We start from the raw sequence: 11,925 nt of genomic DNA, 5'->3' as shown, positions 1-11,925 counted from the left end.
GGCAGGCTGGGCCGGGTCGTCAGCTTCGGCCGAGGCCGTCACCCACTTGATCGAGCATTCTCGAAACCGAGCCCCCCGCTGTGCACAACGCGATAACTTCGCGATGTGGGCATCACCGGGGGGATAGCATGCGTTCTTCTGATCGCCGTCATCGTGGCGGGCCTCGTGCTCTGGTTGATGAAGTCCGCATTCGGCCCTAAGAAGCCACCACCGCCACCATCGGACGTTCTAGAGCCGCCGCAGCACCCACGCGACCGCTGACGCGACGACCGACCGGTCCAAGCGCACCCCAATCAAGAAGATCACGTCTCCCGAGCGGGACTCGACCCTGCGACGGCCCTGTTCGTCGTCGAGCCGCGCCCACCTGAAGGTGCGGGCCGTTCGACGGCGGTCGTCGTTGGCGCAGACCACCTCACACTTCTCGATCTCGACGAGGTTTCGATCCCACGGAGCGCCGGCACCCACCAGTGCGTTCACCCCGACCTCCTTGTCGCGCTGGTGGTCGAAGTCCAGGACGACGATGTCTGTCACACCGCGGCTTGGCGGAGGGAAGGAGGGTCGAACTCCTACGGGATATTTCACCCCAACCGTTTTCGAAACGGTGGCCGTCGCCATCTGTCGGCTAGCCCCTCCAAACTGTGTGAATCGTCGGCTGGCCGCGCCGCGCCGTCGGCCAGACGCGCCCGGGGAGTCGAACCCCGGCTTCACCCACCGCACCGGGGCGGAGCCCCCGTCGAGCGAAATACGCGGTGGGGATCCGGACCTTGCGATTCAACGACGGGTACGAGGGAATTGAACCCCCGGCCTCCGCGTCCCGAACGCGGCACTCTCCCAAGCTGAGCTAGTACCCGTTGAGTCGGGATAGCCGGATTTGAACCGACGACCTCTGCACCCCCAGCACCGCGCTACCAAGCTGCGCTATATCCCGATGAGTGCCCCCGGCGCGATTCGAACGCGCGACCCCCAGATCCGTAATCTGGTGCTCTATCCGCTGAGCCACGGGGGCATGGTGTCGTCGGCTGGGATCGAACCAGCGCATCTCTGCGTTATCGGCGCAGTGCCTTCACCAACTTGGCCACGACGACATGGCGGAGAGGGAGGGACTCGAACCCCCGACGGTGTGACCCGTTACGGGTTAGCAACCCGCTGTCTTACCAGCTCGGCCACCTCTCCAGGGCGCCCCGTACCGGTTTCGAACCGGCGACCTCCGGCTTGACGGGCCGGCGCTCTCCCCCTGAGCTAACGGAGCATGGTGGATCGACGGGGGATCGAACCCCGCACGCGAGGCTTGCAAAGCGACGCTGTGCACCAGCACTCAACCCCATGGCGCGGCCGTCCGGAGTCGAACCGGTTCTCCCGGGTGCCCCGGGGCGGCGGCTCCACTCCGCCTTCGGCCTTGCGTGCGCTCGGGGGGAGTCGAACCCCCACGCCTTGCGGCACCGGTTCCTGAGACCGGCGTGTCTACCTGAATTCCACCACGAGCGCGTGATGTGACAATCAATCTGTGAACGCCGGCCTGGACGTGACCGCGGAGTGGTGGACCACCTCCGACATCGCCGCGTACCTCGGCGTGCAGGTTGCGACCGTGACCAACTACCGGAAGCGGAGCCAGCTGCCGCAGCCGGACCAGACGGTCGGCCGGACTCACATGTGGCGGCTGAGTCGGGTGATCGCCTGGCATGAGCAGCGGCCCCGGCCTGGCGTCGGTGGTCGTCCGGGACGTTCGTAGTTGGTGCCGACGCCCGGTATCGAACCGGGGGCCTCCCCCGTTATGAGCGGGGCGCTCTGACCACCTGAGCTACGTCGGCGAGAAAGCCAGCGACGCGATTCGAACCCCCGGGATACGATGCCGGTGCTCTGCCTGGTGAGCTTCGCTGGCATGGAGCCGACGACGGGAGTCGAACCCGCAGCCTGCCGATTACAAGTCGGCCGCACGGCCACCCGTGCTCCACCGGCCTGGTGCCCTCGGCGGGACTCGAACCCGCCCTGGCGACGTCCTCAACGTCGTGCCTCTACCACTGGGCTACGAGGGCGAGGTTCAAACGCGGAACGCACCGTACTTTCGATCAAGAGTCAGCGACCTCGCACCACCCGTCGCTTCGATCGGAATGAGGTATCGGTCAGGTCCACTGGTGACAATGAAGAAAAGGTCCACTTCGCTGGGCCGATAGGCTGTCGTTCCGCGACGCCCATTGCAGTCGAGGTTGTCTCGTAGGCCGTATTCGAGACGCCCGACCCCTACCGTCCAACGCCCTGCCGGGTCCCGAGATGTGGTGCTCTTTACCTGGACCTTTTTCAGTCCTTCGTCCGACTCCACAATCAAGTCGTACCGGGTTGGCTCAACCGGTAGCGACGTCGCATAGCCACGACGCAGGAACCAGGAAACGGCGTCACCGACAGCCGCCGTCCGGAGATGGGCGTCCGACTCCTCGGCGGAGAAGGGGAGACTCGACGAAGGAACCACAGCCCTCCTGTTCCACGACTCGGCGAGGTGCGACGTGTCCAGCCCAAGTTCTGCCGCGAGTCGCTTTGCAGCATTGTGCGCGGAGCCAGAGTTCTCGCAGCCGAGCTGGCGCATGACCTCGGCCCAGGAACGCGATGCCTGCACGGCCTCCGCAAGAGACATCCGCCGGGCTGTCCAGTCTTCGGCCATCACCGGTACATCGTCGGGGATCGGCGGCAGATGGTCAGGCCGGATACCAAGGCGTAGAAGGTGCCCTTGGATCGTTCGCGTAGCCCTGGTGGATGGGTGTCGGCCCACTCCCTTGACCACATCATTCCAGGTCTTCGCGCCGGCAAGCGCAGTCCTGAGCTGGTCGTCGTTCCACGTTCTCGGTCGGGCCATAAGAACAAACTACAGCGTCTAACTGAGACGTCATTAGACATGCCGATTGGATGCGCTCCGAGAGGAGGATTCGAACCTCCGATCTTCCGAACCAGAATCGGACGTGCTGCCAACTGCACCATCTCGGAATGAGGGCCGGCGGACCGCGGTGGGCCCGCCGGCCGGGTCAGCACTGCGCCAGCGACCCCCACGCCGGCACGATCGGCCGGGTGCGGAGCACCATGCCGGCCTCGGCCGGGGTCCGGTCGCCCTTCGCCTGGTTACAAGGGGCGCACGCGCTGACGGTGTTCCGCCAGGTGTTCTGCCCACCCCGCGAGCGGGGCAGGATGTGGTCGACCGTGGTAGCCGACGCGGCGCAGTAGCCGCACTGGTGGCCGTCGCGGCGCAGCACGCCGGCCTTCGACCAGGTCGGGCCGTTGGTGTAGCGCCACTTCGTGACGACATAGCGGACGAGCCTGAGGACCTTCGGCATCGGGAAGACGCCGATGAGCCGGTCGGGCTCGGCTTCGTGAATCTCGGCGACCTGGCGCATGAGCATCCGGATCGCGTGTTTGATCGGGACCCGGTGCAGCGGTCCCAGGTCGGCGTTGAGGACGAGAACTGCGTCCACCGGGCCCTCCCTTCTCTCGTGGCCGGTGGTGCTTGGAGCGGCTGACCCGGATCGAACGGGCGACCTCGACGTTGGCAACGTCGCGCTCTACCAGCTGAGCTACAACCGCATGGTGTGTTGAGTGCCCCGAGCGGGATTCGAACCCGCACTGTGCGCAGTTTGAGTGCGCTGCCTCCTGCCAAGCCAGCAGCATCGAACGATGTCGGGTTCTCGCCCTTCACCACGACCGCTTGGCATCTCTTGCGTAGGCCGTACGGGGCTCGAACCCGTAACCTTCTGGCTGAGAACCAGGTGAGCTGCCAGCTTGCTCCAACGGCCCATGGAGCCGGCGGGGTCATTTTGTGCGCCGGGCGCCTCCCCCGCCAACGTGCCCTCCCCCGAATCGAACGGAGACCTCGCGGTCTTCAGCCACACGCGCTTCCGCTTGCGCCAAGAGGGCATTGGTGACACTTTCGTACCCGCGCCATCTTCGATGCGGTCACCAGGCGGGCCGGTGGAGAAGAGGGGACTCGAACCCCCTGACCTTCGGCGTGCCACGCCGACGCTCTACCAGCTGAGCTACAACCCCATGGTCCGGGACCGGGGTGTCGAACCCCGTGTCTCTCGCTCCCACAGCGAGCGGGTCAGCCGTCTCCCTCGTCCCGGAGGTGTTGCCCCCGGCCGGCCCGTGCGGGCGCCGGCCGGGGTCTTGCTTATGCCATCCACTGTGGAGTTTAGAATTTGCGACGTCGCCGGCCACGGCCGGGACGAAATGCAGGGGCGACAGGATTCGAACCTGCAACCTTCGGTTTTGGAGACCGGTGCTCTACCAGTTGAGCTACGCCCCTATGAAGTTGTTCGGGTAACGAAAAAGCCGCCCTATCCCTGTCGGGGTGGGCGGCTTCGCAGCTTGCGCTGACGCTATTCGCGCCGCCACCCCGGCTTCCAGTTCTGCTCGCTCCCGCGGAGGTCGTAGGCTCGCTCGGTCGAGGGCAGCACGACACCGCCGCGCGGCATGAACCGCGTGGTTTCGGTGGAGGCGTACTGCAACACGGGGAACTCCTTGGGTTGGTCCGGTTGACCTTGCTCATTCAAGGTAAGCGCTACGCCGTTCGGATGGCAATGGATATTCCGGCTACGGGCTTAGCTCTGACCCGGCCGCGCGTACAGATCAACTCGTCCGTCGCCCACCATGCCAGCCCGCCGTTACATCGCGGCTAACCTGATGTTTCTCCGGGTGCCGCCGGTAAATAGGGAGGTCAGCCGGTACGGCGGCTTTGAGCTGGCGTGCTCGGCGGTAGCAGGCCATACCATCGCGGCGTGGTGTTCGGGGTGGCGCTCATAGTCGCGAACGGTGCGCCGGCAGCGGGTTATCCACGACAGGGTTCTCTCCAGAACCCATCTGCGGCGCAGGAACTGGAACTTAGCAGGTGCGCAGGGCCCCACAGCAGCGCGCGGGCGGCGCTTGGGCTTACGTCATTGGCCGCTGGTTGCCGACGTTTCACGCTGTCGTGTGCCCCGTGTGTGCACCGGACGGCTCCATGGCCTTGAACGGCTTTCGGGGTATGGCGGGCAGGTCGCCCAGGGTAGCGAAAGCCGGCCCGCCCCAGCTGGGGTCGGTGTCGTTGTGCTCCGTGATCCGGAAGACGGTCATGCCGACCGCTGCCGCCCCGGCCAGCTCACCGTCTGCGCCGTCGCCAATAAAGATGCACTCTGCCGGCCCAACGCCCAGGCGCGCAGCAGCGAGGTGGTAGATCGCCGGGTCTGGCTTGGACAGCCCGACATCGCAGGAGAAGACCGCGACGTCGAATCGGTGGGCGAGCGGACTCTGCGGCCATGCCTCGGCAGTGTCCGAGGTGGCGTTGCTGACGAGGGCCAGCGGATGCCCGTCGTCGCGTAGCGCGTCGAGCACGTCCAGGGTGGCGGTAGAGACACTGTCCAGCACCCTGCGCCCGAGGGCTCGCCGATGCTCACCGGCCCGTGTCACCTGTTCGTTGGTTGGTGTGCCGCCGAGGCGTCCGGCGAGGATGCGGACGGTCTCCTCCACGTCCCACTGCACCAGCCGGTCCCGCCAGGTCGCGTGGTACGCGGCGACCAGCTCGGCCGGAGCCACCCCGACCATGACCGCCATCTCGCCGTCTACCCGGTCACGCTCATCGTCGGCCCCCCGAATCAGGGTATGGAAGAGGTCGAAGATCACTGGCCGTGACATCTCAGCATGTTACTGAGACCACCACCGCTGACTGATGTCCTCGACCGAGGGCCCTTGTAGAACATGGTTTAGTTTTCGCGATTCGGGTCGGTGAGAGCGTCCCAGTCCTCGGCGCTCATCGGGAACGGCCCCCAGTGCGGCAGGTAGAAGGGACGCCGTGGTGGGTCGGCCACCGTGAACGGCTTGAACGCCGGATCCGCGATCACCCGGTAGACGAACTCGGCCGTCGGCATGTCCAGCTGGTGCCACGGCTCGATGCCGTCCCACCGCGCGACGACAGGCCACCGATCGGGCTCCACTGAGCGGTCCGCCAGCCAGTAGTACTCCCCCTCGGTCTGATCGCTGCCCCACTGGATCAGCCCCGACCCCTTGTCGGGCTCGTACAGCTCGTAGGGGGCCCACAACCCCGCGGAGTCATGCTCACTTGCCCACTGCTGGCAGGAGGCCCACGTTCGAAGCAGCGGCTGCGCGTGATCGTCGGTCGGCCGTAGGAGGTCCAGGTAGGCGTAGAACGCCCCCGCCACAAACCGCCGGCACAGCTCCTTGAAGTCCGTCGGCAGCGCAACGCCCAGCTCCGCTTCCACCTGCTCCCAGCTGACACCGTCCTCGGGTTCCTGGTGCCATCCGGTCACGTCGGTGATCTGGTCGATCCACGTGAGCTGATCATTCACGGCCGGCAAAGTATCAGCACAGGCGGACATCTCCTCGCCTGGTCGCCACCGCCCGCTGACCGCTGCTGCACTTAGCTGCTCGGGCAGCAAAAAGGCCACCCCCGATGACCGGGAATGGCCTTTGACCTGCGTGGGCGATGCTGGTATCGAACCAGCGACCTCTTCGGTGTGAAACAGGACGCCGCACCGACTCTGACCTGCGGAAACGTGGAGCCGCAGGCAGGGGTGGGTGCAGTTAAGCGCCGTTCGATGCCGTTGGACGCAGTTCAATGCCGTTCAGGGGACCCCGCTGCTCCCAACCTGCTCCCCGAACCAGGCCCGCACCGGACCGACCGACCGCCAACCGATCGTGAGCTGCCGGCCCAGTGCCTTGGCTGGCAACAGCGCTGGCTCCCGCAGCCGCATCGGTCGATCGGGAAGCACACTCACGAACGCCGCGCCTTGTAAGCGGCATGTGAGTGCGCTGGGCGGGTGCCTTGTCGTCGCTCCGCTCGGAAGCGACGAAGGAGGGAAGCTTGTCTCGCGTTGCCGTGATGGTCATGCTGTTGCGGTGTTTCGTCGTCTAGATCAGGAAGACCTGCTGGTCACGTCGGGGCTGGACGCACCAGTGTTCCGGGTGCCGTTGCAACCGTTCTCGTTCGTGTCCACGATTCGATGGTGCGGCCACCGACAGGAGTTGATCCTGACGGCTGCTCCAACCGGTCGGCGCGTGCCCGACTTGCAGACCAATGACCGGGGTGACTTACGCCTGTTTCGGTGCGACCCACGCGACGGCGTCTGGCAGCAGGTCTACCGCGGCTACGCACACGACCCGGTGTGCCTGCCCGACGGCGGATACGTCATACATCGCGGCGCTGGCCTGACCATGCTCGACGGGCAGGGAGCGGTGGTGCGCGAGGTGAAGGTAGGACGATTCAACTGGGGGCCGCCGTCGCTGTCGGTCAGTCCCACCGGGGACACGATCGCGTGGGTGCGGTGGAACGGTGATGACCGGCGGCTATGCGTCGAGACCGTAGGATCGGAGCGATCCACTCAATTCCGTACGAGGATCTTTCAGTACGCCTGGCTCAACCCGCACACCCTGCTCTACATCCACGGTGCCCGCCCCCGCCTGCTCGACATCGCGTCCGGTGACACCCGGCGGTTCGGACAGGGGTTGCGCAATCACGTGCGTCGCGGTGTGGCCGAGGCTACCGCCCAGTTGCAGGCGCTGGCTGAGCTACCAGCCGATCAACTGTGGGAGTTCTGTGGTGACCTTCAGGTGGTAGGCGACGACGTGTGGTACTCCGCGACGCTGACCGAACGTTCGGGCTCGCGCCGCGTCGACGGGCTGTTCCGTGCGACTCCCGACGGCAACGACCTGAGCCTGGTCGCCACCATGTCGCCGAACGACCGCATCGAAGGTCTCTTCGCCCTACCGGATCGAAGCGCGTTAATTCTTGTCGCCACCTACGAAGGCACCACCATTGTCGACCGCAGCCAGCTAGCCGTCGGTCCGAGGGCAGATTTCCTGGCCTCGGGATGGTTCCCGCTACTAGCCAGCGACCGAGCAGATTTTGGCTTCCACCGCCTTCCCGGCTCCCCCACCGACGCGGGACAGTGAACGCACGCTCATCGGCAGTTGAGGACGTCGTCGCCGGTGCGACCCACGACGGTGACGCCTTCGGGTCCGGCGACGAGGTCTCCAAGCCGACGGGCCTGCTCAGAGCGTTGCCCATGGGATCGGCGTCCCAGATGACGGCACGGCTGGCGCGCCCATGACCGACAGCCGGAACGCTGCTCGGCGATGTCAATCGAATGTGTCGCAGCGAAGCTCAGCGGCCCGAGATGCCGGGCGGCGCTAGCCATCTTGAGAGCGCGTAAGGTGACCACTTCGGACATCACTGGGTGGGTCAAGCGGTCAAGCCGCAGCGATACCGCTGGTCAGCAGCTCCGCTCGCGCCGCGTCGGTAGAGCTCTTCGGAAGGGTGACCACTTCGCTGGTCTGCACCCAACCTGCTCCCAACGCAAGGCCCAGCCACGGCACCAGATCGTTACCGCTTCGACCTGCCCATACTCCCCACCAGCCGGTATAGACAGCCGCCGACACCCATTCAAAGCCGCTGAGCACTCCGTGTGAAGCAGAACCTGCACCGGCTCTGCTGCGGAAACGCAAGACCGCAGGTCGCGGCCTATGCCGTTGGGCGCGGTTCCGTGCCGTTGAGTGCAGTTCAACGCCGTTGAGTGCCCCCGTCTGTGGGCCTGCCCCGTTTTGACGGACATCCGAGATCAGGGGACCTGGGGTCTCCGGGAGGATGTCCAGCATCATGGAGAACGTGGGGAAGAAGCGGTCGCGGCCTCGGCGGTCGTTCACGGCGCAATTCAAGGCCGAGATCGTCGAGTTGTGTCAGCGTGGTGACCGCACGATCAGGCAGGTCAGCCAGGATTTCGACTTGACCGAGACCGCGGTGCGTGAATGGGTCAAGCAGGCCGAACTCGACAGCGGCGCCCGTACTGACGGGTTGACCTCGGATGAGCGAGACGAACTCGCGCAGCTTCGGCGTGAGAACCGCCGACTGCGTGAAGACGTCGATATTTTGAAGCGGGCAACGGCTTTCTTCGCGAAGGAGACCCGGTGAACGTGTACCCGTTCATCGAGGCGGAGCAAGCCGGCGAGCACAACGTCAAGCGCGCGTGCGAGCTACTCGAGGTCTCCCGGTCCGCCTACTACCAGCAGCAACGCGGCGTCCAGTCCCAGCGGCAGCGCGTCGACGCACAGCTCACCGCGAAGATCACGCAGGTGCACGCGGTGTCGAAAGGCACCTACGGAGCACCGCGGATCCACGCCGACCTCGCCGACGCCGGGCTGCGACACGGCCGTAAACGCGTCGCCCGGCTGATGCGGTGCGCCGGGCTGGCCGGCAAGAGTCCACGCCGATGGCGAACGACCACGGTGCCTGACCCGAACGCCGGCAGGCGACCTGACCTGGTCAACCGTGACTTCGGCACCGACCCGGCGGGGATCGACACCCGCTGGTGCGGCGACATCACCTACATCAACACCTGGCAAGGCTGGCTATATCTGGCCACCGTCATCGACCTGGCCTCGCGCCGGGTCGTGGGCTGGGCGGTCGCCGAGCACCTACGCACCGACCTGATCGACGCCGCGCTCACCGATGCCCTTGTGCGGCGCCGGCCGCCGTCCGGGCTGGTGTTCCACTCCGACCGCGGCTGTCAAGGCGGATTCCAGTGGTCGTTGCAACACCTCAATCAAGGGGTGTGTGCATGGGTAGGCCACCAGGTTGGGTGACGGAGGTGACGGGCAGGCCAGCGATGCGATCGCCGGGCCGGCCGGGTGTGAACGAGCACCGGGAGGTGCGGCGGCAGTTCTGGCGTCGGATCGCCGAAGGTCTGTCGAGCGAGGAAGCTGCGGCGGCGTGTGGTGTGTCGCAGCCGGTGGGTGGGCGCTGGTTTCGTCAGGGTGGCGGTATGGCACCTTTGTCGCTGGTTCCGCCGTCGGGCCGGTATCTGTCCTTCGCCGAGCGTGAAGAGGTCGCGCTGCTCAAAGCACAAGGCAAGGGCGTGCGAGAGATCGCTCGAGCGGTAGGCCGTGACGCGTCGACGATTTCGCGAGAGCTGCGCCGCAACGCCGTGACTCGTGGCGGCAGCCTGGACTACCGTGCCGTGGCCGCGCAGTGGCATGCCGAGCGTCGTGGCCGTCGCCCGAAAACCGCGAAGCTGGCGGCGAACCACCTGCTGCGCGACTACGTGCAGAAGCGGCTCGCCGGCACGATCACCGACGTTGATGGTCGGCCGATCCCGGGCCCGAACGTGCCGTGGAAGGGACGCCGGCACGGGCGTCGCGCAGATCGGCGATGGGGCACGGCCTGGAGCCCGGAACAGATCAGTCGGCGGTTGCGGGTGGACTTCCCGGATGATGAGTCGATGCGGATCTCGCACGAGGCGATCTATCAGTCGCTCTACGTTCAAAGCCGCGGTGCGCTGCGCCGTGAGCTGACGGCGTGCTTGCGCACCGGCCGGGCGTTACGGGTGCCGCAGGCGCGCACCCATAGACGGGGCAAGCACTTCCTCAGCCCAGAGGTCATGATCAGCCAACGGCCGGCGGAGGTCACCGACCGGGCCGTGCCAGGCCATTGGGAGGGCGACCTGATCATCGGCCTGGAACGCTCGGCCATCGGCACGCTGGTCGAGCGCAGCACCCGGTTCACGATGCTTCTGCACCTGCCCCGCATGGATGGCTACGGTCAGCAGCCTGTGGTGAAGAACGGCCCGCCGCTGGCCGGGCACGGCGCCGAAGCGGTCCGAGACGCTATCGCAGACCAGATCACCGCCCTGCCCGAGCAGCTACGCCGCTCGCTGACCTGGGACCAGGGAGCCGAGATGGCCCAACATGTCCAGCTGCGTCTGGACATCGGTCTCGAGGTCTACTTCTGCGACCCGCACAGTCCCTGGCAGCGCGGCACCAACGAGAACACCAACGGACTGCTGCGCCAGTACTTCCCTAAAGGCACCGACCTATCACGACACAGCATCACCGACCTCGCCGCCGTCGCCGCCGCGCTCAACAGTCGGCCCCGCAAGTCTCTGGAGTGGAGAACGCCAGCAGAGGCCCTGGACGAACACCTAAGATCAATCCAACAGGCCGGTGTTGCAACGACTCCTTGAACCTAAGGAGTATGCCTCGGCCGACTTTGCCCGGGCCTGCGCCCGATGGAAGGTACGCCAGTCGATGGGCAGGGTCGGGTCGTGCTTCGACAACGCCGTCGCCGAGGCCACTTTCTCCACCATCAAGGTCGAGTACGTCCACCGCCGCCACTTCCGCACCCGCACCGAAGCCCGCGTGAAGATCGCCACCTGGATCACCGACTTCTACAACCGGCGCCGCCGGCACTCCGTCTGCGACTGGCGATCACCCATCGACTACGAACGATCAGAGACCCGCGCCCTGGAGACCCAGGCCGCATAACGGAACTCTCCACGATTCCAGGGGATTGACAACACCGGTCAACAACGGCAGATGGAGTCGCCTCACCCCTAACCGCTCCGCCCTTCGTTACGAGCGGGCAGGCTGGTCAGCGCCTGGAGCCAACCCATCCGCCGGGCCGACGCAAGGCACCTTCCAAACTGACGGTGCCTGGGCTGTGTCCGGGCCGTCTGGGCCCTCAGCGGGCCGTCGAACGACGACCAATGACGACCGATGACGACCAGCAGCACCCGAAGAAACAGCAGGTCAGCCACCATGTGACGGCGGCTGACCTGGTGGGCGACGGACGAGTCGACCTGTACGCCGGATTCTGGGTCTTTGATCTCTGGCTTGGTACTGCAACGATGCTGGCCATCGGAGGCGGCCGTGGGTGGACGTCTCGTGTGCCGTTGACCAAGGAGCCGAGTTGCGTCTGCCCCGTGAGCCTCACCCGGTTGACCGGCCGGGCCTTGTCCTCTTCATGATCATATGTGCCGGCCTTGGAGCGCTTGCGGCGAGCGGATGGAACGGCGATGGAGGGCGGTTCCAGCCCAGGGTCCCGGCAAAGTCGTCAGGTGATGCCGAGTAGGGCCAGGGGTCGCTTGCTGTCGCGGGCGTGGTGGCGGTTGGCGGCGGCGATGTTCG

At 66.2% G+C, this 11,925-nt stretch carries 13 protein-coding genes and 18 tRNA genes; 7 read left to right on the top strand and 24 right to left on the bottom strand.

Features of this window, described 5'->3' with window-relative positions; genetic code table 11:
* Nucleotides 1-228 precede the first annotated feature (228 nt).
* From ACWD5O_RS35930 to ACWD5O_RS35885, 10 genes are all read right to left on the bottom strand, one after another.
* Complete coding sequence (locus ACWD5O_RS35930; RefSeq protein ID WP_450088037.1) at nt 229-531, bottom strand: hypothetical protein; 303 nt, start codon at nt 529-531, stop codon at nt 229-231.
* A 9-nt stretch (nt 532-540) separates the two neighbouring features.
* Nucleotides 541-633 (bottom strand) — tRNA-Ser (locus ACWD5O_RS35925).
* 144 nt (nt 634-777) lie between these two features.
* Nucleotides 778-851: transfer RNA gene (locus ACWD5O_RS35920), tRNA-Pro, on the bottom strand.
* A 5-nt stretch (nt 852-856) separates the two neighbouring features.
* A tRNA-OTHER gene (locus ACWD5O_RS35915) sits at nt 857-928 on the bottom strand.
* 5 nt (nt 929-933) lie between these two features.
* Nucleotides 934-1,006 (bottom strand) — tRNA-Arg (locus ACWD5O_RS35910).
* Nucleotide 1,007: 1 nt separating this feature from the next.
* Nucleotides 1,008-1,085 (bottom strand) — tRNA-Ile (locus ACWD5O_RS35905).
* A gap of 1 nt (nt 1,086) precedes the next feature.
* Nucleotides 1,087-1,173: transfer RNA gene (locus ACWD5O_RS35900), tRNA-Ser, on the bottom strand.
* Between the two features lie 4 nt (nt 1,174-1,177).
* Nucleotides 1,178-1,249 (bottom strand) — tRNA-Asp (locus ACWD5O_RS35895).
* Nucleotide 1,250: 1 nt separating this feature from the next.
* A tRNA-Ala gene (locus tag ACWD5O_RS35890) sits at nt 1,251-1,322 on the bottom strand.
* Between the two features lie 79 nt (nt 1,323-1,401).
* Nucleotides 1,402-1,485: transfer RNA gene (locus tag ACWD5O_RS35885), tRNA-Leu, on the bottom strand.
* Between the two features lie 19 nt (nt 1,486-1,504).
* Between ACWD5O_RS35885 and ACWD5O_RS35880 the strand changes: the two genes are divergently transcribed.
* Entirely contained in the window at nt 1,505-1,729 is a 225-nt protein-coding gene (locus ACWD5O_RS35880; RefSeq protein WP_450088036.1) for a helix-turn-helix transcriptional regulator, read from the top strand.
* 1 nt (nt 1,730) lies between these two features.
* On the opposite strand, the gene ACWD5O_RS35875 is transcribed toward ACWD5O_RS35880, so the two are convergent.
* The 14 genes from ACWD5O_RS35875 to ACWD5O_RS35810 all read right to left on the bottom strand — a co-directional run bounded on the left by ACWD5O_RS35875 (nt 1,731) and on the right by ACWD5O_RS35810 (nt 6,317).
* Nucleotides 1,731-1,808, bottom strand: a tRNA-Met gene (locus ACWD5O_RS35875).
* Nucleotides 1,809-1,813: 5 nt separating this feature from the next.
* A tRNA-Thr gene (locus ACWD5O_RS35870) sits at nt 1,814-1,879 on the bottom strand.
* Nucleotide 1,880: 1 nt separating this feature from the next.
* Nucleotides 1,881-1,956: transfer RNA gene (locus ACWD5O_RS35865), tRNA-Thr, on the bottom strand.
* Nucleotide 1,957: 1 nt separating this feature from the next.
* Nucleotides 1,958-2,033 (bottom strand) — tRNA-Leu (locus ACWD5O_RS35860).
* Nucleotides 2,034-2,038: 5 nt separating this feature from the next.
* Nucleotides 2,039-2,653, bottom strand: coding sequence for a group I intron-associated PD-(D/E)XK endonuclease (locus tag ACWD5O_RS35855; protein WP_450088038.1), 615 nt, complete (start codon nt 2,651-2,653; stop codon nt 2,039-2,041).
* A gap of 247 nt (nt 2,654-2,900) precedes the next feature.
* Nucleotides 2,901-2,973: transfer RNA gene (locus ACWD5O_RS35850), tRNA-Gln, on the bottom strand.
* Nucleotides 2,974-3,011: 38 nt separating this feature from the next.
* Nucleotides 3,012-3,455, bottom strand: a complete 444-nt coding sequence (locus ACWD5O_RS35845) for an HNH endonuclease (RefSeq protein ID WP_450088035.1) — start codon at nt 3,453-3,455, stop codon at nt 3,012-3,014.
* Between the two features lie 33 nt (nt 3,456-3,488).
* A tRNA-Gly gene (locus ACWD5O_RS35840) sits at nt 3,489-3,564 on the bottom strand.
* Between the two features lie 136 nt (nt 3,565-3,700).
* Nucleotides 3,701-3,774 (bottom strand) — tRNA-Glu (locus ACWD5O_RS35835).
* 175 nt (nt 3,775-3,949) lie between these two features.
* Nucleotides 3,950-4,023: transfer RNA gene (locus ACWD5O_RS35830), tRNA-Ala, on the bottom strand.
* Nucleotides 4,024-4,209: 186 nt separating this feature from the next.
* Nucleotides 4,210-4,282: transfer RNA gene (locus ACWD5O_RS35825), tRNA-Trp, on the bottom strand.
* A gap of 73 nt (nt 4,283-4,355) precedes the next feature.
* Nucleotides 4,356-4,487 (bottom strand): hypothetical protein, encoded by a 132-nt coding sequence (locus tag ACWD5O_RS35820; RefSeq protein ID WP_450088034.1) that lies wholly within the window; start codon nt 4,485-4,487, stop codon nt 4,356-4,358.
* Between the two features lie 448 nt (nt 4,488-4,935).
* Entirely contained in the window at nt 4,936-5,646 is a 711-nt protein-coding gene (locus ACWD5O_RS35815) for an HAD family hydrolase (RefSeq protein ID WP_450088033.1), read from the bottom strand.
* A 68-nt stretch (nt 5,647-5,714) separates the two neighbouring features.
* Nucleotides 5,715-6,317, bottom strand: coding sequence for a hypothetical protein (locus tag ACWD5O_RS35810; RefSeq protein WP_450088032.1), 603 nt, complete (start codon nt 6,315-6,317; stop codon nt 5,715-5,717).
* 550 nt (nt 6,318-6,867) lie between these two features.
* Between ACWD5O_RS35810 and ACWD5O_RS35805 the strand changes: the two genes are divergently transcribed.
* The 6 genes from ACWD5O_RS35805 to ACWD5O_RS35780 all read left to right on the top strand — a co-directional run bounded on the left by ACWD5O_RS35805 (nt 6,868) and on the right by ACWD5O_RS35780 (nt 11,765).
* Nucleotides 6,868-7,920: a hypothetical protein gene (locus tag ACWD5O_RS35805; protein ID WP_450088031.1), complete on the top strand. Its 1,053-nt coding sequence runs from the start codon at nt 6,868-6,870 to the stop codon at nt 7,918-7,920.
* A 703-nt stretch (nt 7,921-8,623) separates the two neighbouring features.
* Nucleotides 8,624-8,935, top strand: a complete 312-nt coding sequence (locus ACWD5O_RS35800; RefSeq protein ID WP_074311864.1) for a transposase — start codon at nt 8,624-8,626, stop codon at nt 8,933-8,935.
* Nucleotides 8,932-9,606, top strand: coding sequence for an IS3 family transposase (locus ACWD5O_RS35795; RefSeq protein WP_450088030.1), 675 nt, complete (start codon nt 8,932-8,934; stop codon nt 9,604-9,606). Before ACWD5O_RS35800 ends, ACWD5O_RS35795 begins: the two co-directional genes overlap by 4 nt.
* Nucleotides 9,582-10,982, top strand: coding sequence for an IS30 family transposase (locus ACWD5O_RS35790; protein ID WP_450088029.1), 1,401 nt, complete (start codon nt 9,582-9,584; stop codon nt 10,980-10,982). Before ACWD5O_RS35795 ends, ACWD5O_RS35790 begins: the two co-directional genes overlap by 25 nt.
* Nucleotides 10,963-11,283 carry an integrase core domain-containing protein gene (locus ACWD5O_RS35785; protein WP_450088028.1) on the top strand — a complete coding sequence of 107 codons (321 nt, stop codon included), beginning with the start codon at nt 10,963-10,965 and terminating at the stop codon, nt 11,281-11,283. Before ACWD5O_RS35790 ends, ACWD5O_RS35785 begins: the two co-directional genes overlap by 20 nt.
* A gap of 221 nt (nt 11,284-11,504) precedes the next feature.
* Nucleotides 11,505-11,765: a hypothetical protein gene (locus ACWD5O_RS35780; RefSeq protein WP_450088027.1), complete on the top strand. Its 261-nt coding sequence runs from the start codon at nt 11,505-11,507 to the stop codon at nt 11,763-11,765.
* Nucleotides 11,766-11,925: the final 160 nt, after the last annotated feature.

The organism is Micromonospora sp. NPDC005161 (assembly GCF_053599855.1).
Note: the sequence above shows the minus strand (reverse complement) of the source record. Positions and strands in the feature narration are given on the sequence as shown.